Origin of the sequence: Erwinia sp. 198 (assembly GCF_003937915.1) — a bacterium.
GTDB lineage: Bacteria > Pseudomonadota > Gammaproteobacteria > Enterobacterales > Enterobacteriaceae > Erwinia > Erwinia aeris.
On sequence record NZ_RHUM01000002.1, the window covers coordinates 277,057 to 295,970 of the forward strand.

Annotated in this window: 20 protein-coding genes and 1 pseudogene; 15 read left to right on the forward strand and 6 right to left on the reverse strand. The window is 57.0% G+C overall.

Annotated elements, in window-relative coordinates:
* The first annotated feature begins 48 nt into the window (after nt 1-48).
* Together EGK14_RS03740 and cobO are read left to right on the forward strand one after the other, a co-directional pair.
* Nucleotides 49-804, forward strand: coding sequence for a YciK family oxidoreductase (locus EGK14_RS03740; protein ID WP_125287717.1), 756 nt, complete (start codon nt 49-51; stop codon nt 802-804).
* The gene (cobO, locus tag EGK14_RS03745; RefSeq protein WP_125287718.1) at nt 804-1,394 is read left to right on the forward strand and encodes a cob(I)yrinic acid a,c-diamide adenosyltransferase; all 591 of its coding nucleotides are present in this window, start codon (nt 804-806) and stop codon (nt 1,392-1,394) included. Before EGK14_RS03740 ends, cobO begins: the two co-directional genes overlap by 1 nt.
* A 36-nt stretch (nt 1,395-1,430) precedes the next feature.
* Here cobO and rluB read toward each other — a convergent pair whose 3' ends face one another.
* Nucleotides 1,431-2,297 carry a 23S rRNA pseudouridine(2605) synthase RluB gene (gene rluB, locus EGK14_RS03750; protein WP_125287719.1) on the reverse strand — a complete coding sequence of 289 codons (867 nt, stop codon included), beginning with the start codon at nt 2,295-2,297 and terminating at the stop codon, nt 1,431-1,433.
* Nucleotides 2,298-3,166: 869 nt separating this feature from the next.
* On the opposite strand from rluB, the gene EGK14_RS03755 reads away from it, so the two are divergent.
* Complete coding sequence (locus EGK14_RS03755; RefSeq protein ID WP_158616023.1) at nt 3,167-3,793, forward strand: serine protease; 627 nt, start codon at nt 3,167-3,169, stop codon at nt 3,791-3,793.
* Nucleotides 3,794-3,868: 75 nt separating this feature from the next.
* On the opposite strand, the gene EGK14_RS03760 is transcribed toward EGK14_RS03755, so the two are convergent.
* Together EGK14_RS03760 and EGK14_RS03765 are read right to left on the reverse strand one after the other, a co-directional pair.
* Nucleotides 3,869-4,489 (reverse strand): L-threonylcarbamoyladenylate synthase, encoded by a 621-nt coding sequence (locus EGK14_RS03760; RefSeq protein ID WP_125287720.1) that lies wholly within the window; start codon nt 4,487-4,489, stop codon nt 3,869-3,871.
* 38 nt (nt 4,490-4,527) lie between these two features.
* On the reverse strand, nt 4,528-5,391 hold the full coding sequence (locus EGK14_RS03765; protein WP_125287721.1) for a PHP domain-containing protein: 864 nt from the start codon (nt 5,389-5,391) through the stop codon (nt 4,528-4,530).
* Nucleotides 5,392-5,665: 274 nt separating this feature from the next.
* On the opposite strand from EGK14_RS03765, the gene EGK14_RS03770 reads away from it, so the two are divergent.
* The 6 genes and pseudogenes from EGK14_RS03770 to EGK14_RS03800 all read left to right on the forward strand — a co-directional run bounded on the left by EGK14_RS03770 (nt 5,666) and on the right by EGK14_RS03800 (nt 12,813).
* Nucleotides 5,666-7,225 (forward strand): anthranilate synthase component 1, encoded by a 1,560-nt coding sequence (locus EGK14_RS03770; RefSeq protein WP_125287722.1) that lies wholly within the window; start codon nt 5,666-5,668, stop codon nt 7,223-7,225.
* Nucleotides 7,225-8,815 (forward strand): annotated as a pseudogene (gene trpD / locus EGK14_RS21505) (bifunctional anthranilate synthase glutamate amidotransferase component TrpG/anthranilate phosphoribosyltransferase TrpD). The gene EGK14_RS03770 and the pseudogene trpD overlap by 1 nt, the downstream one beginning before the upstream one ends.
* A 1-nt stretch (nt 8,816) precedes the next feature.
* Entirely contained in the window at nt 8,817-10,175 is a 1,359-nt protein-coding gene (gene trpCF / locus EGK14_RS03785) for a bifunctional indole-3-glycerol-phosphate synthase TrpC/phosphoribosylanthranilate isomerase TrpF (protein ID WP_125287725.1), read from the forward strand.
* Between the two features lie 46 nt (nt 10,176-10,221).
* Nucleotides 10,222-11,412, forward strand: coding sequence for a tryptophan synthase subunit beta (trpB, locus tag EGK14_RS03790; protein ID WP_125287726.1), 1,191 nt, complete (start codon nt 10,222-10,224; stop codon nt 11,410-11,412).
* Nucleotides 11,412-12,218 (forward strand): tryptophan synthase subunit alpha, encoded by an 807-nt coding sequence (gene trpA / locus EGK14_RS03795; protein WP_125287727.1) that lies wholly within the window; start codon nt 11,412-11,414, stop codon nt 12,216-12,218. The genes trpB and trpA overlap by 1 nt, the downstream gene beginning before the upstream one ends.
* Nucleotides 12,219-12,498: 280 nt before the next feature.
* Nucleotides 12,499-12,813, forward strand: coding sequence for a BON domain-containing protein (locus EGK14_RS03800; RefSeq protein ID WP_125287728.1), 315 nt, complete (start codon nt 12,499-12,501; stop codon nt 12,811-12,813).
* Nucleotides 12,814-12,883: 70 nt separating this feature from the next.
* Here EGK14_RS03800 and ompW read toward each other — a convergent pair whose 3' ends face one another.
* Nucleotides 12,884-13,519 carry an outer membrane protein OmpW gene (gene ompW / locus EGK14_RS03805; protein ID WP_125287729.1) on the reverse strand — a complete coding sequence of 212 codons (636 nt, stop codon included), beginning with the start codon at nt 13,517-13,519 and terminating at the stop codon, nt 12,884-12,886.
* 349 nt (nt 13,520-13,868) lie between these two features.
* On the opposite strand from ompW, the gene EGK14_RS03810 reads away from it, so the two are divergent.
* The 3 genes from EGK14_RS03810 (at nt 13,869) to yciA (ending at nt 15,653) form a co-directional block, all read left to right on the forward strand.
* Complete coding sequence (locus EGK14_RS03810; protein ID WP_125287730.1) at nt 13,869-14,594, forward strand: YciC family protein; 726 nt, start codon at nt 13,869-13,871, stop codon at nt 14,592-14,594.
* A 62-nt stretch (nt 14,595-14,656) separates the two neighbouring features.
* Nucleotides 14,657-15,193 (forward strand): septation protein A, encoded by a 537-nt coding sequence (locus EGK14_RS03815; RefSeq protein WP_125287731.1) that lies wholly within the window; start codon nt 14,657-14,659, stop codon nt 15,191-15,193.
* A 40-nt stretch (nt 15,194-15,233) separates the two neighbouring features.
* A complete protein-coding gene (gene yciA / locus EGK14_RS03820) occupies nt 15,234-15,653 on the forward strand; it encodes an acyl-CoA thioester hydrolase YciA (protein ID WP_125287732.1) in 420 nt (139 codons plus the stop codon).
* Nucleotides 15,654-15,713: 60 nt separating this feature from the next.
* On the opposite strand, the gene tonB is transcribed toward yciA, so the two are convergent.
* A complete protein-coding gene (tonB, locus tag EGK14_RS03825; RefSeq protein ID WP_125287733.1) occupies nt 15,714-16,457 on the reverse strand; it encodes a TonB system transport protein TonB in 744 nt (247 codons plus the stop codon).
* Nucleotides 16,458-16,658: 201 nt separating this feature from the next.
* On the opposite strand from tonB, the gene EGK14_RS03830 reads away from it, so the two are divergent.
* Together EGK14_RS03830 and EGK14_RS21150 are read left to right on the forward strand one after the other, a co-directional pair.
* Complete coding sequence (locus EGK14_RS03830; RefSeq protein ID WP_125287734.1) at nt 16,659-16,955, forward strand: YciI family protein; 297 nt, start codon at nt 16,659-16,661, stop codon at nt 16,953-16,955.
* Nucleotides 16,956-16,976: 21 nt separating this feature from the next.
* Nucleotides 16,977-17,075, forward strand: a complete 99-nt coding sequence (locus tag EGK14_RS21150; RefSeq protein ID WP_148101246.1) for a YoaK family small membrane protein — start codon at nt 16,977-16,979, stop codon at nt 17,073-17,075.
* Nucleotides 17,076-17,121: 46 nt separating this feature from the next.
* On the opposite strand, the gene EGK14_RS03835 is transcribed toward EGK14_RS21150, so the two are convergent.
* Complete coding sequence (locus EGK14_RS03835; protein ID WP_125287735.1) at nt 17,122-17,295, reverse strand: YciY family protein; 174 nt, start codon at nt 17,293-17,295, stop codon at nt 17,122-17,124.
* Nucleotides 17,296-17,441: 146 nt separating this feature from the next.
* Between EGK14_RS03835 and cls the strand changes: the two genes are divergently transcribed.
* On the forward strand, nt 17,442-18,902 hold the full coding sequence (gene cls, locus EGK14_RS03840; RefSeq protein WP_125287736.1) for a cardiolipin synthase: 1,461 nt from the start codon (nt 17,442-17,444) through the stop codon (nt 18,900-18,902).
* Nucleotides 18,903-18,914 lie beyond the last annotated feature (12 nt).

The window sequence follows — 18,914 nt, forward strand, 5'->3', positions numbered from 1 at the left end:
GCGTTACCCTGTTTTCCTTCCGCACCAAGAACCGCCAGAGGCGCATCAATGAATTATCAACCCACCAGTCAATTGCTCAACGATCGTATTATTCTTGTCACCGGCGCCAGCGACGGCATTGGCCGCGAGGCTGCCGTCACCTACGCTCGCTACGGTGCGCAGGTTATTTTGCTGGGACGCAACGCGCAGAAGCTGCAAAGCGTGGCGGATGAAATCACCGCTGTCGGCAAGCCTTCACCGCTTTTCTTTATACTGGATTTGGACAGCGCCACGCCGGAAACCTGCCGCCAGCTGGCCGATGAGCTTTCCCGTCATGTTTCAAGACTGGACGGCGTGCTGCACAACGCAGGCCTGCTGGGCGACGTGGTGCCAATGACCGAGCAGGATCCCGCCGTCTGGCAGCAGGTGATGCGCGTAAACGTTAACGCCACTTTCTTTCTGACCCAGGCGCTGCTGCCGCTACTGCTGAAGTCGCAGGCCGGCTCGCTGGTGTTCACCTCTTCCAGCGTCGGCCGTCAGGGACGCGCGGGCTGGGGCGCCTACTCCGTCTCTAAATTCGCTACCGAAGGCATGATGCAGGTGCTGGCCGAGGAGTATCGCGACCAGCTGCGCGTCAACTGTATTAACCCCGGCGGCACCCGCACCAAAATGCGCGCCAGCGCCTTTCCTCAGGAGAATGCAGGCAAGCTGAAAACCCCGGCGGATATTATGCCCACTTACCTTTACGTCATGGGCGATGACTGCACGGAAAGCGGCGTCAGCTTTGATGCGCAGCCGGGACGCAAACCGGGAGCGGCAGAATAATGGCCGACGATCGCCACCAGCAGCGTCAGCAAAAGCTGAAGGAGAAAGTTGACGCGCGGATTGCCGCCGCGACGGAAACGCGCGGCATTCTGATGGTGTTTACCGGTAACGGCAAAGGCAAGACCACGGCCGCTTTCGGCACTGTCGCCCGTGCGGTGGGCCATCAAAAACGCGCAGGCGTCATTCAGTTTATCAAGGGCGAATGGCCTAACGGCGAACGCAATTTGCTGGAGCCGCACGGCGTGGAGTTTCAGGTGATGGCGACCGGCTTCACCTGGGATACGCAGAACCGCGAAACCGATACCGCCGCCTGTCTTGAGGTCTGGCAGCACGGCAAACGGATGTTGCAGGATGCGTCGCTGGATCTGGTGGTGATGGATGAGCTGACTTATATGGTGAGCTTTGACTATCTGCCGCTGGAAGAGGTCATGGCGGCGCTGCGCGCCCGTCCGCCTCAGCAGAGCGTTATCATTACCGGCCGGGGCTGTCATCGCGATTTGCTGGCGCTGGCGGACACCGTGACCGAAATGCGTCCGGTTAAGCACGCTTTTGATGCAGGGATCCAGGCGCAGCAAGGTATCGACTGGTAAAAAGTAAAAAAGGGCGAATCGCTTCGCCCTTTTCTGTTAACGCTTGCTGGTCGTACGGCGGTTGCCGCTGACCTGAGTATGGCGCTTAACGGCGCGACGGATCTGATTGGCCTTGGTACGACGGCGATCCTTTTCCAGCGCTACTTTGCTGGTGGTTTCCGGCGGCAGCCCAACCAGCTCACGCAGATAGTTGGTCGGCGGCAGATCCAGCTCCGTCCAGCCGCCGCGCGGCAGCCCTTTCGGCAGCGTGATGTCGCCGTAGCGGGTACGGATCAGACGACTGACCTGCACGCCTACCGATTCCCACAGGCGACGCACTTCGCGGTTACGGCCTTCGGTCAGCGTAACGCTATACCACTGGTTGATGCCTTCGCCGCCGGTAAACTTCAGCGTTTTAAACGAGGCCGGGCCATCTTCCAGCTGTACGCCACGGCTCAGCTGTTTCAGCTTATCGTCATCGACCTGTCCAAACACGCGTACGGCGTATTCCCTTTCCACTTCCCGGCTTGGGTGCATCAAACGGTTAGCCAGCTCGCCATCCGTCGTGAACAGCAGCAGGCCGCAGGTATTGACGTCCAGACGCCCTACGGCGATCCAGCGTGCGCCACGCAGCTTGGGTAAACGGTCGAATACGGTAGGACGGCCTTCAGGATCGTTACGCGTGCAGAGTTCACCTTCTGGTTTGTAATAGGCCAGCACACGGCAAACTTCATTAGTGGATTCCGCTACCGAGACCAGATGGCCGTCGATACGGATTTTTAATGCTTTACCTGGCTCTACGCGGTCGCCCAGCGTGGCCATTTTGCCGTCCACGCTAACGCGTCCGGCAGAAATCATGGTTTCAATTTCGCGGCGGGAACCATGCCCGGCGCGCGCTAAGACTTTCTGTAATTTTTCGCTCATGGCGCTGCCTCTTTGTCGCCTTCCCAGGCGTCATAAAATGAATGGGCCGTTACTCAGGAGGCGGGGCTTTTTGCGGCTGAATGCACACGACGCCCGCCCCATTTTCAGGGGAAGCGCATTCTACACTAAGTCATCGGCTATTGATAACGCTACCGGGCCGTTTGCCAGGGAAAAGATGCGGCATCCTGAAAAGCGGCGGCATCGTTCGATATCGACAGACATGCTTACCAGTCACTCATTCCCTGCGCTTACCAAAGCGGCTGACCTAAGCCAATTTAACGCAAGGCCTCAACGCGTTATTTAAGGCAAATGTTATCGCATTGTTGATATATATTTGGCTATTTTAAAGTAAATTAAAGTTAATGCGCGTTCTGCCGATACTGCGCCGTTTTTGAGTCCCGTCCGAATTAAACACAAATATTCAACGCGGTAGAGGGTGAATCCATTAAGCAAAATGTTTCCTGGATGTTAAAACCACTTTTCTACGCTGAGCCAGTGATTAAAGCTAACTTAACGCAAATGAAAGACACAAAAACTAAATCTATCTCTATAAATATAGCTCATTGCCATTTTAGATTGAGTTAATTCATCGTAATTACGGTTTTAATTATTTTCAGCTCTTTATTTATTTGCTCCGCTAATAAGTTTGTGTAGAATTCATTCAGGCCAAACAGAGCCTGCATAGTGAACTGTTAAACAGTCACAATAAAAATTTTAGTTAAGTTGTAAATTATTTTTGCAGTAACCATCAGTTAAAAACAGAGGGGAGCACGACTCCCTGTATAACGCCGGTTTCAATCGGCATCGGCCTTGCACGTCGTCAATCTTCACCAGGGATTTACTGACGTGTCCGACAAAGTGTGACTATTATGAAAAGAATAATGCCCCTCGCGGCGTTGGCTTTGCTGACGCTGACCGGCTGCTCTGTAGGTAAATATGAGTACAGCAGAGAAGCGCTTAAACGAGTCGATATGAACTTTACCGGCATACCTACCGTGCTGGGCGTCGGTTCACTGGGTACCAGCATCCCGATTACGCCCGAGTACAGCCTGACTGCCGCTCACGTGGCTAAACTATCCGTACAGCGCGTTAAGGCTTATCATCCTTACTGCGACCTGGCGATTATCTATCATAAAAACGACCTGAAAACCCTGCCGAAATTCCGCGAAGGTGAAATTGGCGCGCCGGTGAAAATGTACGGCTACAGCTTTATTACCGCCATGCCGGTGGAATCTTCCGGCGTGAACCTGGCGTTGACCGGTATTCGCAATGAATGGAATAAACGCCCCTGCGTAGCGATGGCTTCCAATGCGGGCGTGGTGAAAGGCATGTCGGGCGGCGCGGTCTATAACGGCGATGATACAATTGGCGGCGTGATAGTTGGTTTTACCAATCAAATTAAAAGGCATAAGGCCGGTAGCGGACCGTTGAAAGATGTGTCACTTTATATTCCTTATGCAGACTTTAAAGACTGGCTACAAAAAACGACGTCTTAAAATCCCTGAAAAGAAATAAGCGAATTAATCATGTTTATTTATTAAGGCTCGCCTTTTTGACGAGCCTGGTATTATTCAGAGGAAAGGTTTAACATCGCCTGCGCCTTCGCGCACAACCTGCGGCGTATCTTCGGTTAAATCGATCACCGTAGTAGGCTGCTGCCCCAGATAGCCGCCGTGAATAATTAAATCAACCTGTTTGCCGATCGTCTCCTGAATCGCTTCCGGATCGGATTCGGTAAAATCGTTGCCCGGCAGCATCAGCGAAGTGGACATCAAGGGTTCGTTCAGCGCCTCCAGCAACGCCAGCGCCACCGGATTGGAAGGCACACGCAGCCCAATCGTCTTACGCTTATCGCTCATCAGGCGGCGCGGTACCTCTTTGGTTGCCTTCAAAATAAACGTGTAGTTGCCTGGCGTATTATTTTTAATCAGGCGAAACGCGGTATTGTCCACGTATGCATAGGTAGACAGCTCTGAAAGATCGCGACAGACCAGCGTAAAGTTATGGTCGCTGTCCAGCTGCCTGATGCGACAGATGCGCTCCATCGCGTTTTTATCTTCCAGCCTGCAGCCCAGCGCATAGCCCGAGTCCGTAGGATAAACCATGACCGATCCTTTATGCAGCAGCTCTACGGCCTGTTTGATCAGCCGGGGCTGGGGGTTTTCCGGGTGTATATAAAAGAACTGACTCATAATCGACCTCATGCCTGTCGCGCGACGGGCGAACAGGATCAAATTTCAGGAAAGCGCAGCCAGACGGCTTCCACGCCGGCCGGAAGCCATAATTTTTTTCCCAACTCTATCCACGGACAGGGCTGATGGAAATCAGAGCCCTGTGACGCGGCCAGCTGGTAGTCCTGCGCGTAACGCGCCAGCTGCGTGCGCTCGTTGGGCGCCTGCTGGCACTGTGCAACCTCCATTGCATCTCCCCCTTCTTCTTTAAAGTGGGCGATTAAACGCTTCAACCATTTTGCGGAAAGGCCGTAGCGGCCCGGATGAGCCAACACGGCGCGCCCGCCAGAATGATGAATGGCATCAATGGCTTGTTTAATTGTACACCACTGTGGCGGCACGTAGCCGGTTTTGCCGCGCGCCAGATAATTTTTAAAGACCTGCGCCATATTATCGGCCTTGCCCTGCGCAATTAAGAAGCGGGCAAAATGGCCTCGGGTAATCGCGCCGCCTTCGGCCAGCGCCAGCGCGCCTTCCAGCGCACCGGGAATGCGCGCTTTCTCCAGCCGTTCAGCAATCAGCTGCGCGCGAACCATTCGACGATCGCTCTGCGCCTGCAGAAACTGCTTCAGCACGGGATGCTCTTCTTCCACGCCCAGTCCGACAATATGAATTTCATGGTTTTCCCATAGCGAAGAAACTTCGACGCCTGCTACCAGCCGCAGCGGCAGCTGGTGTCTGGCGATGGCTTCGCGTGCAGGCTGCACGCCATCAACCGAATCGTGATCGGTGACAGCAAGGACGCCGACCCGTTGTTCCACCGCTCTGAGTACCAGTTCTTCAGGCGTTAACAGGCCGTCAGAGGCACGGGTATGGCTGTGTAAATCGTAGATGGGCCAGGGATTAAGCGGGGTTTCAGACAAAACGACTCCGGAAAGCGCTAAAAAGGTCGCTGCATGATACCCGCAATTGCGCACAAGAGAAAAAGAGTATTGACATTTCCGCCGCGAACCAGTTAACTAGTACGCAAGTTCACACACAAGGTAGCGAAAAATGAAAAACACAATGACAACGAACGGCTGGTGGCGTACTTCTTCCTGAACGGGCGGAGAAGTCGTGCACGCAGCTGTCGCTGTAACGCTACTCAGGCCCGCCGCAAGCGGGCCTTTTTTTTAGCCAAATTTGAGAACTGACCTTATGCAAACGCAAACTACAGTGAAGTTGATTACCGGCGCCGCGCCCTACCGTGAGGATCCGGCCGCGCTCTTCCACCAGCTCTGCGGCGCGCGTCCCGCCACGCTGCTGCTGGAGTCGGCGGACATTGACAGCAAGCGCAACCTGAAAAGCCTGCTGATTATCGACAGCGCGCTGCGCATTAAGGCACTGGACGATACCGTTACCGTCCAGGCGCTATCGGAAAACGGCCGCGCGCTGCTGCCGCTGCTGGATGCCGCGCTGCCCGAGTCGGTGATCAATACCGTACGTCCCGACGGCCGCGAGCTGCGTTTTCCGCAGGATAATGCGGTGCAGGATGAGGATTCCCGCCTGAAGACGCTGTCGGTATTCGATGCGCTGCGCCTGATCCCACACCTGCTGAAAAGCCCGGCGGACGAGCGCGAGGCGATGCTGCTTGGCGGCCTGTTCGCCTACGACCTGGTGGCGGGGTTTGAAGATCTGCCCGCGCTGGACAATAACCAGCGCTGTCCCGATTACTGCTTTTATCTGGCCGAAACGTTACTGGTGATCGATCACCAAAGCCAGAGCGCGCGCCTGCAGGCCAGCCTGTTTACGACGGCGCCCGGCGAATTTTTACGCCTGCAGCGCCGTATCGAACAGCTGCACGGCCAGATGCTCCAGCCCGCGCCCGCTATTCCGGTGCAGTCGCTGGAGACGATGTCGCTTGCCGTCAGTCAGGACGACGAGGAATATTGCGCCGTGGTGCGCAAGATGCAGGAAGCCATCCGCAGCGGTGAAATTTTCCAGGTCGTGCCGTCGCGCCGCTTCTCGCTGCCCTGCCCGTCGCCGCTGGCCGCCTACGACACGCTGAAGCACAGCAACCCAAGCCCCTATATGTTTTTTATGCAGGATCAGGATTTCAGCCTGTTCGGCGCCTCGCCGGAAAGCTCGCTGAAGTATTCGGCCGACAGCCGCCAGATCGAAATTTATCCGATTGCCGGAACCCGCCCGCGCGGTCGTCATGCCGACGGCTCGCTGGATCGCGATCTCGACAGCCGTATTGAGCTGGAGATGCGTACTGACCATAAAGAGCTCGCCGAGCACCTGATGCTGGTAGACCTGGCGCGTAACGATCTGGCACGCATCTGCGAGCCGGGCAGCCGCTACGTAGCCGACTTAACCAAGGTTGACCGCTACTCTTTTGTGATGCACCTGGTTTCCCGCGTGGTAGGCAAACTGCGTGAGGATCTGGACGTGCTGCACGCCTACCGCGCCTGTATGAATATGGGCACGCTCAGCGGCGCGCCGAAAGTTCGCGCCATGCGCCTGATCGCCGAGGCGGAAGGCACGCGGCGCGGCAGCTACGGCGGTGCGGTCGGCTACTTTACCGCCAGCGGCGATCTGGATACCTGCATCGTGATCCGCTCAGCCTATGTCGAGGATGGCATTGCTACCGTTCAGGCCGGCGCGGGCGTGGTGCTGGATTCCAACCCGCAGGCGGAAGCCGATGAGAGCCGCAATAAAGCCCGCGCGGTGCTGCGCGCCATCGCCACTGCCCATCATTGCAAGGAGATTTTCTGATGGCTGATATTCTGCTGCTCGACAATATTGACTCTTTTACCTGGAATCTCGTCGACCAGGTGCGTGCCTTCGGCCATAACGTGGTTATCTACCGCAATAACGTGCCTGCCGACACGCTGATTGCCCGTTTGCAGGAGATGGACAATCCGGTGCTGCTGCTGTCGCCAGGCCCAGGCGCACCGGCCGATGCGGGCTGTATGCCGGAGCTGCTGCGGCGCCTGCGCGGACAGCTGCCGATTATCGGGATCTGCCTGGGCCATCAGGCGATTGTGGAAGCCTACGGCGGCCACGTTGGCCAGGCGGGCGAGATCCTGCACGGTAAAGCCTCAGCCATCGCCCATGACGAGTCGGCCATGTTCGCCGGGCTGAGCAATCCGCTGCCCGTCGCACGCTATCACTCGCTGGTCGGCAGCAACGTACCGGCCGATCTGACGATTAACGCAACTTTTAACGGCATGGTGATGGCGGTGCGTCACGACGCCGACCGCGTCTGCGGTTTCCAGTTTCACCCGGAATCGATTCTGACCAGTCAGGGCGCACGCCTGCTGGAGCAGACCCTGGCCTGGGCGCTGGCGAAATAAGGAGAGCATAATGAACGCAATACTGGAAAAACTGTACCAGGCGCAGACCCTGACCCGGGAAGAGAGCCACCAGCTGTTCTCCGCCATTGTCACCGGACAGCTGGAGCCAACCCAGCTGGCCGGCGCGCTGATCGCCATGAAGATCCGCGGCGAACGGCCTGAAGAGATCGCCGGGGCCGCCACGGCGCTGCTGGCGGACGCCAAACCCTTTCCCCGCCCGGAGTATGCCTTTGCCGATATCGTCGGCACCGGCGGCGACGGCAGCAACAGCATTAATATCTCTACCGCCAGCGCCTTTGTGGCGGCGGCCTGCGGGCTGAAGGTGGCAAAACACGGCAACCGCAGCGTTTCCAGCAAATCCGGATCTTCCGATCTGCTGGCGGCATTCGGCATTGATCTGGCGATGCCTGCCGAACGGGCCCGCCAGGCGCTGGACGATCTTAACGTCTGCTTCCTGTTTGCGCCGCAGTACCATACCGGGTTTCGCCACGCGATGCCGGTGCGCCAGCAGCTGAAGACCCGCACGCTGTTCAACGTGCTTGGCCCGCTAATCAACCCGGCGCGACCGCCGCTGGCGGTGATCGGCGTCTACAGCCCGGAGCTGGTGCTGCCGATTGCCCAGACGCTGAAAGTGCTGGGCTATCAGCGCGCGGCGGTGGTGCACGGCGGCGGCATGGATGAAGTGGCGCTGCACAGCGCAACGCAGGTGGCGGAGTTACGCGAAGGCGAAATCACCAGCTATCAGCTGACGCCTGAAGATTTTGGCCTGAGCTATCATCCACAGGAGGCGCTGGCGGGCGGCTCGCCGGAAGAAAACCGTGACATTCTGACGCGATTGCTCCAGGGTAAAGGCGAGCAGGCGCACGAAGAGGCCGTAGCCGTTAACGTCGCGCTGCTGCTGAAGATTTTCGGCCAGGAAGATTTACGGGAAAATGCGCAAAAGGCGCTGAAAGCGATCCGCAGCGGCCAGGCCTATGAGCGCGTGGTCGCGCTGGCAGCAAGAGGATAATATGGAAACCGTACTGAACAAAATTGTGCAGGATAAGGCGATTTGGCTGGCCGAGCGCCAGCAGCGCCAGCCGTTGGCCTCGTTTCAGAACGAGATCGAGCCGGCGACCCGCAGCTTTTATCATGCGCTGTCAGGCGCCAGAACCGTTTTTATTCTGGAATGCAAAAAGGCCTCGCCCTCAAAAGGCGTGATCCGGGAAGATTTCGATCCGGCCGCCATTGCGGGCGTTTATAAAGATCACGCTTCGGCCGTTTCGGTACTGACCGACGAAAAATATTTCCAGGGCAGCTTCGATTTTCTGCCGGTGGTCAGCGCCGCCATTACCCAGCCCGTGCTGTGCAAAGATTTTATTATCGATCCGTATCAAATTTATCTGGCGCGCTATTACCAGGCGGACGCGATCCTGCTGATGCTTTCCGTAGTGAATGACGAGCAGTATCGCCAGTTGGCTGCGGTGGCGCACAGCCTGAATATGGGCGTGCTGACTGAAGTCATCAGTGACGAGGAGCTGGCGCGCGCCACCGCGCTGGGCGCCAAAGTGGTCGGCATCAATAACCGCGACCTGCGCGATCTCTCTATCGATCTCGACCGTACGCGTCGTCTTGCGCCTAAAGTCGCCCATGGCGTGACGGTGATCAGCGAATCAGGCATCAACAGCTATGCTCAGGTTCGCGAGCTGAGCCACTTCGCCAACGGCTTTTTAATCGGCTCCGCCCTGATGTCGGAAGCGGATCTTTCCGCCGCCGTGCGTCGGGTCATTATTGGCGATAACAAAGTGTGCGGCCTGACCCGCGCCGAAGATGCGCGGAGCGCGCTGGAAGCCGGCGCGGTTTACGGCGGTCTGATTTTCGCAGAAGGCTCGCCACGCAAAGTAACGCCGGAGCAGGCGAAAAAGGTGATGGCGGGCGGCGCGCTGAAATATGTCGGCGTGTTCCGTAACAATGCGCTTAGTGACGTTGTCACTGTTAGCCGTGAGCTGGGCCTTTCTGTTGTGCAGCTGCATGGCGATGAAGACCGTGATTTTGTCGCCGAACTACGCCGCCAGCTGCCGGGTGAGGTAAAAATCTGGAAGGCGTTCAGCATTCGTTCTGCGCTGCCCGCCCGCGACTGGCCGCACGTCGACCGCTATGTCTTTGACAACGGTAGCGGCGGCACCGGCAACCGTTTCGACTGGGCGCTGCTGGAAGGCGAACAGCTGGATAACGTGCTGCTGGCGGGCGGCCTGAGCGCCGACAACTGCGTCAGCGCCGCCCGCCTTGGCTGCGCCGGTCTGGATTTTAACTCCGGCGTCGAAAGCGCGCCCGGCCTGAAGGATGCGGACAAAATCGCCTCGGTGTTTCAAACGCTGAGAGCCTACTGACCGTCTGGCGTCGCTACGGCGGCGCAACTGCGAATAAGGAAGCGAAATGACTTTATTAAATCCCTGGTTTGGCGAGTTCGGCGGTATGTACGTGCCGCAGATCCTGATGCCCGCGCTGCAGCAGCTGGAAGAGGCCTTTGTCAGCGCCCAGCGCGATCCTGAGTTTCAGGCGGAATTCGTCGGCCTGCTGAAAAATTACGCCGGTCGCCCTACCGCGCTGACGCTGTGTAAGAATCTGACCAAAGGCACCAAAACCCGTCTTTACCTGAAGCGTGAAGATCTGCTGCACGGCGGCGCGCACAAAACCAATCAGGTGCTGGGACAGGCGCTGCTGGCGAAACGCATGGGCAAAAACGAAATTATTGCGGAAACCGGCGCGGGCCAGCACGGCGTCGCTTCGGCGCTCGCCAGCGCCCTGCTGGGCCTGAAGTGCCGCATCTATATGGGCGCCAAGGATATCGAGCGCCAGTCGCCTAACGTGTTCCGCATGAAGCTGATGGGCGCAGAGGTGATCCCCGTGCACAGCGGCTCCGCTACGCTGAAAGATGCCTGTAACGAGGCGCTGCGCGACTGGTCGGGCAGCTATGAAAACGCCCACTATATGTTAGGCACGGCGGCGGGCCCGCATCCCTTCCCGACCATAGTGCGCGAGTTCCAGCGCATGATCGGTGAAGAAACTAAAGTGCAGATCCAGGAGCAGGAAGGCCGCCTGCCGGATGCGATTATCGCCTGCGTGGGCGGCGGTTCCAACGCTATCGGCATGTTCGCGGACTTTATCGACGAGGCTTCCGTTGGGCTGATTGGCGTGGAGCCTGCCGGTCACGGCATTGAAACCGGCGAGCACGGCGCGCCGCTCAAGCATGGCCGCGTCGGCATCTATTTCGGCATGAAAGCGCCGATGATGCAGACGGAAGAGGGTCAGATTGAGGAGTCCTATTCAATTTCCGCCGGCCTGGATTTCCCTTCCGTGGGGCCGCAGCATGCGCATCTGAACAGCATCGGCCGCGCCGACTACGTTTCCATTACCGATGACGAAGCGCTGGACGCGTTCAAAACGCTTTGCCGCAGCGAAGGCATTATTCCCGCGCTGGAGTCTTCCCATGCGCTGGCTCACGCGCTGAAAATGATGCGTGAAGCGCCGGAAAAAGAGCAGCTGCTGGTGGTAAACCTGTCTGGCCGCGGCGATAAAGATATTTTCACCGTGCACGATATTCTGACAGCGAAGGGAGAGATCTGATGGAACGTTATGACCAGCTTTTTCAGCGGCTGAACACACGTAAGGAAGGGGCCTTTGTGCCTTTCGTCACCCTGGGCGATCCTACGCCCGAGCTTTCGCTGCAAATTATCGATGCGCTGATCGCGGGCGGCGCCGACGCGCTGGAACTGGGGATCCCCTTTTCCGATCCGCTGGCCGACGGCCCGACCATCCAGAACGCCACGCTGCGCGCCTTTGCCGCCGGCGTGACGCCCAGCCACTGCTTTGAGCTGCTGGCTGCCGTCCGCCAGAAGCATCCGACCATCCCGATCGGGCTGCTGATGTACGCCAACCTGGTCTTCGCCAACGGCATCGACAACTTTTACGCGCGCTGCCAGCAGGCGGGCGTGGATTCCGTGCTGATTGCAGACGTGCCGGTCGAAGAGTCCGCGCCGTTCCGCCAGTCGGCAATGCGGCATAATATAGCGCCGATCTTTATTTGCCCACCGAACGCCAGTGACGATTTGCTACGCGAGATCGCTTCACACGGGCGCGGCTATACCTATCTGCTCTCACGCGCGGGCGTGACCGGCACGGAAAGCCGTGGCGTCAGCCAGTCGTTGCATCATCTGGTGGCCAGACTGACCGAATACCACGCTGCGCCGCCGCTACAGGGCTTCGGGATTTCTGAACCGTCCCAGGTCAAGGAGGCGCTTGCCGCTGGCGCAGCGGGTGCGATTTCCGGCTCCGCTATCGTCAAAATTATCGAGCGTCATCACCCTGAACCGGCCACGATGCTGGCCGAGCTGGAAGCTTTCGTCGCGGATCTGAAGGCCGCCACGCGCTAGCTGCTTGCCCTGTCGCTCTGGCAGGGCTTTGCGCATCCTGTACTTTTATCATTCGTTGCTGCTCAGCAGTGATTGCTGAGCCGTTACGCCCACCCTATAGAGAGCAGCGGCTTAAACGCAGCGACGTAGCTTTAGCCAGCGGCTTTACCGCCTCGTAAACAAGTAACACGCTCTTTTTGCGCTGCTTTGTGGAAAATTTGCCGCCCAGGTCTACGCTTCTTTTACAGAGCAAATCTGTAATCACGGCTCAGGCCATTCGGAAATAACAGGGAGATTTACCATGAAGCTGTTTAAAATGTTGACGGGTATGGTTATCGCAGCCGTTGTGGCTGTTTCAGTTAGCGCCTGTGCGCCAACGGCAAAACAGGAAGGCACAGGCGGCTATATTGATGACACCGTCATCACCACCAAAGTTAAAACGCAGCTGCTGAACGATGAAGCACTGAAGTCCCGTGAAATTAACGTGGAAACCTTTAAGGGCCGCGTACAGCTCAGCGGTTTCGTCAGCTCGGCCCAGATGGCCAGTCGTGCCGTGCAGGTGACCCGCAGCGTGAAAGGCGTGAAGTCCGTAGTGAATAATATGCAGATTAAATAACGCTTTTCGGGCGTAACAGGATCGACAAAAGGCGCAGCGTATGCGCCTTTTTGCTGTCTGACTGCTGCGCTCAGAAGCGGTAACCCGCGCCAAAGAAGAACACGAACGGGTTGATATGGGTGTCGATACTCTGGCGGCCTGCGCCCGCTGCGTCAAAGCGCACTTTGGTATTAATATCCATGTACCACAGCGAGGCGTTCAGCATCCACTGCGGCGTCAGCTGATAGTCCAGGCCGACCTGGCCCGCCACGCCCCAGCTGTTTTTTACGCTCAGGTTGCTCAGGCCCGCATCGCGGCCGGTCTGATTAAAATCGGTGTCATAAAACATGGTGTAGTTTACGCCGATACCGGCATAGGGCTGTAGCTTGCTGTTGTTATCCATAAAGTACCACTGCGCCATCAGCGTTGGCGGCAGCTGGTGCACCGTAGCCAGCGTGCCGGTAGAGGCCAGCCCGACCTTGTGACGGAAAGGCGTGGCGCCCAGCAGCTCAACGCCGACGTGATCGGTCAGCATATAGGTGAACGTCAGGCCCAGCTGGGTATTGTTGCTGATGTCGAATTCGCCCAGTCCCAGGACGTTATCCGAGCCGCCGGTTGGACGCACGGTCGCGGAACCCGCACGCATAAAGAAATCGCCGGCCTGATGCGCCGAAGCAGCTACCGGCGCGCAGGCCGCGACCAACAAGGCCAATACTGAAATTTTCATAATCACTCCTGTGTACATAGAAAAAAGCGCAAATTGTTACCCTTATTTTTAATGCGCTGATTTTATCTTTATTTTCAGAAAGATCACCCTAACGAAACCACAATAAACAGCAAATCCACTTAAAATTGATCTGGATCAAAACCACCTTTATTTCATAAAGAAAAATTAAGTTAAAAAATGATCTACTGCGGTTTTATTACACAAGTTCTGTTATATAAGGCCAACGACCATCGCTCGCCGCGCGGCATGAGAAATCGCCAAAGCGAAAGTTGTGTAAGCCAGGGTGCCAGGTTGGCTTAAGACCATGTACAATCGCCGGATCGCTAAATTCGGCTCTCAAGGAGTGTACATGTCATTCACGGCGGCTTCGTTATACCGTGACACGGGAAATTTCTTTCGCCATCAGTTTGTTACCATCGTACTGATCGCGCTGTTAACCTCTTTTATTACGGTACTGATCGGCCATGCGCTGACGCCTGATATTTCCGGACTGGCGGATGGCAACAGCGGCTCAATGAGCCTGATGGAGTGGATCCGTACCATGACGCCAGAACAGCAGCAGCTGCTGCTGCACGCCTCCGCTGCGGGTACGCTTGCCTCGCTGGTCGGCAATACGCTGCTGCTGGGCGCAATGCTCTGCCTGATCCCTATGGTTACCGCTGGCGAGCGCGTCAGCGCCCTGCGTGCCATGGGTGTTTCCGCACCGATGCTGCTGCGACTGCTGCCGCTGGTGTTTTTTATGACGCTGATTATCCAGCTCGGCTTTATGGCGTTGATGGTGCCCGGCATTATTTTCGCCATCGTCCTGTCGCTGTCGCCGATGATCATGACGGCGGAAAAAGTCGGTATTTTCGCCGCGATGCGCGCCAGTACGCGGCTGGTCTGGGGACACGTTAAGGTGGTAGCGCCCGCGATCCTGGGCTGGCTGCTGGCAAAGGTGCTGGTGCTGCTGATGGCCTCGTCGCTGACCGTCCTGCCAGCCAACGTCACCTCGGTGCTGCTGAACGCGCTAAGCAATCTCGTTTCGGCGCTGCTAATCATTTACCTCAGCCGCCTGTATATGCTGTTACGTTAATCAGCCGCTGCGCGCTTCACTGGCGCGCAGCCGATGTGTTGATTTGATAACCGGAAGCCCTTATGAAGCAGTTACTCGATTTTCTTCCTCTCGTGGTCTTTTTCGTTTTTTATAAGCTCTACGATATTTTCGTCGCCTCGGGCGCGCTGATCGTTGCCACCGCGCTGGCGCTGGTCGCCAGCTGGCTGCTTTATCGCAAGCTGGAGAAGATGACCATCGTCACTTTTGTACTGGTTGCCGTTTTCGGCACGCTGACGCTGGTTTTTCATAACGACGAATTTATTAAATGGAAAGTCACGGTCATCTATACGCTGTTCTCCGCCGCGCTGCTCTACAGCCAGTTCTGGATGAAACAAACGCTGATCCAGAGCATGTTGGGTAAAGAGCTGACGCTGCCGCAGGCCGCCTGGCGCAGGCTGAACGTGGCCTGGGCGATATTCTTTCTCGCCTGTGGCCTGGCCAATATCTACGTCGCCTTTTGGCTACCGCAAGATTTCTGGGTTAACTTTAAAGTGTTCGGCCTGACCGGCCTGACTCTGCTCTTCACCCTGCTCAGCGGCGTCTATATCTATCGCCTGATGCCGCAGGAAGAAAAATAATTCAGCGCCGGATACGGCGTTTTTATGCGGAAGCAAGATAATGAGCGACGAACAACGACAGCCTCAGGGCGAAATGGTACTGCGCACGCTGGCTATGCCTGCGGATACTAACGCCAACGGCGATATCTTCGGCGGCTGGCTGATGTCGCAAATGGATATGGGCGGCGCTATTCTGGCAAAAGAGATCGCAGGCGGCCGCGTGGTGACGGTTCGGGCTGACGGCATGACCTTTCTGAAGCCGGTTGCGGTGGGTGACGTGGTCAGCTGTTATGCGCGCTGCATTCGTACCGGCAGCAGCTCGATTACCATCAACGTAGAGGTCTGGATTAAGAAGGTATCTTCGGAGCCGATTGGCCAGCGCTACTGCACCACCGAAGCGGTATTTATCTACGTTGCCGTTGACAGCGAAGGCAAATCGCGGCCGCTACCGCCGGAAAAAAGCCATTTTAGTGAAGCGTAACGGCATAAAAAACGGGAGCAAAATTTGCTCCCGTTTTTTTATTGCCGGCAGGACCGCCTGTTACTCAATGCTGCTACCGCCGTTGATTTTAAAGACGACGTTCATTTTCAAATCCTTGCCCGGCTTGCCCGCCTCATAGCGCCACTTGCGCATGGCATTTTTCACTTCACGCTCGAACATATTGCGCGGCTCGGCCTCGAGAATGCGGATATTTCCCACCTGTCCAGAGCTGTCCACGTCAAACTGCACGCGAACATGCCCTTCCAGACGCAGCGCAAAAGCGCGTGACGGATAGGCTGGTTTGCCAATGCTCATCGCTTTCGGGCCGGAAGAGACGGTCGTTGAAGGCGCTGCCGACGTTTTCGGCGCGGTTGAAGGTTTAGTCGAGGTGGCCGTACGATCGTTATTCAACGGCGCGGCCTGGCGAGGCTCCTCGCGCGGCTTCACCTCTTTCTTCGGCTTCACCACTTCCTTTTTAGGCTTGGGTTTGGGCTTGGGTTTGGGAACAGGTTTTGGGATCGGCACCGGTTCCGCTTTCGGCGGCTCCGGCTCTGGCACCGGTTCGGGTTCGGGTTCGGGCTCCGCTACCGGCTGCGGCGCAGGCTGGGGCGCTGGCTGCGGCTCCGGCTGCACTTCCGGCGCGACCAGAGAGACGCTGATAGGCTGAGACGCTTTTGGCACTTCCACGGTCTGGTGAAAAGAAGCATAAAGTATCCCGCCAATCACCACGGCGTGCAGACCCACGGAAAGCAGGGTCGGTAGCGAAAGTCGGCGAGGAAATGAAGTTTCTGTCAGCGTCGTCATAATCTTTCTGCTGTAAAAGTTGAGGCGTAAGTTTAAATGCAAATAGCAATCAGTTTCAACAACTCGCCTCTTTTCAGGCGTGAATTTGTCACAAAATCGGGCGGCCCTACGCGCCGCGCCTGCAAGAGCATCTTTCATTTGCAGAATAGCGAACGATGCCTTAACGTGATCGCCAATCATTAGCGATGGACAGGAGTTAACGTGCTCTACGTAATTTATGCAGAAGATAATGCGGATTCACTGGCAAAGCGGCAGGCGGTTCGCCCCGCGCATGTAGCACGTTTGCAGCTGTTACAGGATGAGGGACGCCTGATTATCGCCGGCCCGATGCCGGCGGTGGACAGCAACGAACCTGGCGTGGCGGGCTTTACCGGCTCTACCGTGATCGCCGAGTTCTCGTCGCTGGAAGAGGCGCAATCCTGGGCGCAGGACGATCCTTATATCGCCGCGGGCGTTTATAAGCAGGTTGCCGTTAAACCCTTTAAGCGCACGTTTTAACGCCTTTCGCCTGGAACCCTGATGAAAATTGGCTATCTTTTCCCGGCCGCGGTCGGTATAGCGGGTGCGGCGCTGCTGATATGGTTTATCGCCAGCGGCGCCTGGATGCCGGGCGCCTGAGGCGCAGGCAGTAAAAGAAACCCGGCGCAACGCCGGGTATTTACGCTCAGACCAGCTGGGTAATAAACAGAATAGAACGACGCTGCTGTTGGCTTAGCTGATGGCGAATGGCGTGCATCCGTCCGTAGCGTCTCGACTGCCCTTCCAGCCAGCGCGCCCGTCGGCGCTGAATTTGACGCGACATGCGCCAGCGTGCGACTTCATTTCTACTCCGTCTCATATTACCCTCTTCGCTTGCAAAAACTCGCGCCGCATTATAAAGACTTCTGTCTCTACGCCAAGTCCGATGACTTGAGGAAAAGGTTTCGTCCGCTCCGATCTGCACGTAAACTCCTGTAATCAGAAGTGAACAGGACTTCCGCTTTTATGACGACTTTTTACACTTTAATGAGCTGGCTGCTGCTGTTTGGTTACTGGCTGCTGATTGCCGGGGTCACGCTGCGCATTTTGATGAAGCGCCGCGCGGTGCCTTCGGCGATGGCCTGGCTGCTGATTATTTATATTCTGCCTCTGGTAGGCATCGTCGCCTATCTCTCTTTTGGCGAGCTGCATCTGGGGAAACGTCGTGCCGAACGCGCCCGCACTATGTGGCCTTCCACCGCCAAATGGCTGAACGATTTGAAATCCTGTCACCATATTTTTGCCCGGGATAACAGCGACGTGGCGCGCTCGCTGTTTCAGCTTTGTGAAAATCGTCAGGGTATTGCCGGGGTTAAAGGTAACCAGCTACAGCTGCTCACCTCTACGGACGATACGATGCAGGCGCTGATCCGCGATATCCAGCTGGCTCGCCATAATATTGAGATGGTGTTTTATATCTGGCAGCCCGGCGGCATGGCAGATGAAGTGGCTGAAGTGCTGATGGCGGCAGCGCGGCGCGGCGTTCACTGCCGGCTGATGCTGGACTCCGCCGGCAGCGTGCAGTTTTTCCGCAGCAGCTGGCCCGCGATGATGCGCAACGCGGGCATTGATGTCGTGGAGTCGTTGAAGGTTAGCCTGCTGCGCGTCTTTTTACGCCGTATGGATCTGCGCCAGCATCGCAAAGTGGTGCTGATCGATAACTATATTGCCTATACCGGCAGCATGAACCTGGTCGATCCGCGCTTTTTTAAACAGGATGCGGGCGTGGGCCAGTGGATTGACCTGATGGCGCGCATGGAAGGCCCGGTGGCGACCACCATGGGCATCATCTATTCCTGCGACTGGGAGATTGAAACCGGCAAGCGCATTTTGCCGCCGCCGCCGGACGGCACTATTATGCCGTTTGAGCAGGAAAGCGGCCACACCATTCAGGTTATCGCCTCCGGGCCGGGCTTTCCCGAAGATCTGATCCACCAGGCGCTGCTGACCGCCGTCTATTCGGCGCGCGAGCAGCTGATTATGACCACGCCCTATTTCGTGCCCAGCGACGATTTGTTGCACGCTATCTGTACCGCCGCGCAGCGCGGCGTCGAGGTGAGCATTATCGTGCCAAGACATAATGATTCACTGCTGGTAGGCTGGGCGAGCCGCGCTTTTTTTGCGGAACTGCTGGAAGCGGGCGTCAGAATTTATCAGTTTGAAGAAGGACTGCTGCATACTAAAAGCGTGCTGGTAGACGGGCAGCTGAGCCTCATCGGCACGGTGAACCTGGATATGCGCAGCCTGTGGCTCAATTTCGAGATTACGCTGGTGATTGATGATGACGGTTTCGGCGGCGATCTGGCGCGCGTACAGGATGATTATATCGCCCGTTCGCGGCTGCTGGATGCAAAACAGTGGACGCGCCGCGCCTGGTGGCAGAGGATTGTCGAACGACTGTTTTATTTCTTCAGCCCGCTGTTGTAAAACGAGCGGCAT

Excerpts from the sequence above, each read along its gene's own strand:
- EGK14_RS03740 (WP_125287717.1), top strand. The coding sequence starts at position 49 with ATGAATTATCAACCCACCAGTCAATTGCTCAACGATCGTATTATTCTT.
- cobO (WP_125287718.1), top strand. The coding sequence starts at position 804 with ATGGCCGACGATCGCCACCAGCAGCGTCAGCAAAAGCTGAAGGAGAAA.
- rluB (WP_125287719.1), bottom strand. The coding sequence starts at position 2,297 with ATGAGCGAAAAATTACAGAAAGTCTTAGCGCGCGCCGGGCATGGTTCC.
- EGK14_RS03755 (WP_158616023.1), top strand. The coding sequence starts at position 3,167 with ATGAAAAGAATAATGCCCCTCGCGGCGTTGGCTTTGCTGACGCTGACC.
- EGK14_RS03760 (WP_125287720.1), bottom strand. The coding sequence starts at position 4,489 with ATGAGTCAGTTCTTTTATATACACCCGGAAAACCCCCAGCCCCGGCTG.
- EGK14_RS03770 (WP_125287722.1), top strand. The coding sequence starts at position 5,666 with ATGCAAACGCAAACTACAGTGAAGTTGATTACCGGCGCCGCGCCCTAC.
- trpCF (WP_125287725.1), top strand. The coding sequence starts at position 8,817 with ATGGAAACCGTACTGAACAAAATTGTGCAGGATAAGGCGATTTGGCTG.
- trpB (WP_125287726.1), top strand. The coding sequence starts at position 10,222 with ATGACTTTATTAAATCCCTGGTTTGGCGAGTTCGGCGGTATGTACGTG.
- trpA (WP_125287727.1), top strand. The coding sequence starts at position 11,412 with ATGGAACGTTATGACCAGCTTTTTCAGCGGCTGAACACACGTAAGGAA.
- EGK14_RS03800 (WP_125287728.1), top strand. The coding sequence starts at position 12,499 with ATGAAGCTGTTTAAAATGTTGACGGGTATGGTTATCGCAGCCGTTGTG.
- ompW (WP_125287729.1), bottom strand. The coding sequence starts at position 13,519 with ATGAAAATTTCAGTATTGGCCTTGTTGGTCGCGGCCTGCGCGCCGGTA.
- EGK14_RS03810 (WP_125287730.1), top strand. The coding sequence starts at position 13,869 with ATGTCATTCACGGCGGCTTCGTTATACCGTGACACGGGAAATTTCTTT.
- EGK14_RS03815 (WP_125287731.1), top strand. The coding sequence starts at position 14,657 with ATGAAGCAGTTACTCGATTTTCTTCCTCTCGTGGTCTTTTTCGTTTTT.
- yciA (WP_125287732.1), top strand. The coding sequence starts at position 15,234 with ATGAGCGACGAACAACGACAGCCTCAGGGCGAAATGGTACTGCGCACG.
- tonB (WP_125287733.1), bottom strand. The coding sequence starts at position 16,457 with ATGACGACGCTGACAGAAACTTCATTTCCTCGCCGACTTTCGCTACCG.
- EGK14_RS21150 (WP_148101246.1), top strand. The coding sequence starts at position 16,977 with ATGAAAATTGGCTATCTTTTCCCGGCCGCGGTCGGTATAGCGGGTGCG.
- EGK14_RS03835 (WP_125287735.1), bottom strand. The coding sequence starts at position 17,295 with ATGAGACGGAGTAGAAATGAAGTCGCACGCTGGCGCATGTCGCGTCAA.
- cls (WP_125287736.1), top strand. The coding sequence starts at position 17,442 with ATGACGACTTTTTACACTTTAATGAGCTGGCTGCTGCTGTTTGGTTAC.